Below are 253 nucleotides of genomic sequence, written 5' to 3'. Positions count from 1 at the left end.
CGTTGAGCAGATAGACGGTGTCGCACTTCTCCGCCTCGTCGAGATAGGCGGTGGACCAGAGCACGCCGATGCCCTGCCCCGTCAGATCCCCCACCATGCTCCAGAGCTCGCGGCGGCTGATCGGATCGACGCCGACGCCGGGCTCGTCGAGCAGCAGCACCCTGGGCGTCTTCACCAGCGCGCAGGCAAGGCCCAGCTTCTGCTTCATGCCGCCCGAAAGCTTGCCCGCCAGCCGGTCCTGGAAGCGGGCCAG

Annotated in this window: 1 protein-coding gene; it reads right to left on the bottom strand. The window is 68.4% G+C overall.

Annotated elements, in window-relative coordinates; genetic code table 11:
- On the bottom strand, window positions 1-253 hold a 253-nt coding region (locus tag NLU14_RS22520), incomplete at both ends, for an ATP-binding cassette domain-containing protein (RefSeq protein ID WP_275710807.1).

It is taken from the genome of Marinobacter iranensis (assembly GCF_029207565.1).
Lineage (GTDB): Bacteria > Pseudomonadota > Gammaproteobacteria > Pseudomonadales > Oleiphilaceae > Marinobacter > Marinobacter iranensis.
The sequence above is the reverse complement of the archived record's forward strand: the minus strand, read 5'-3'. Positions and strand labels throughout refer to the sequence as shown.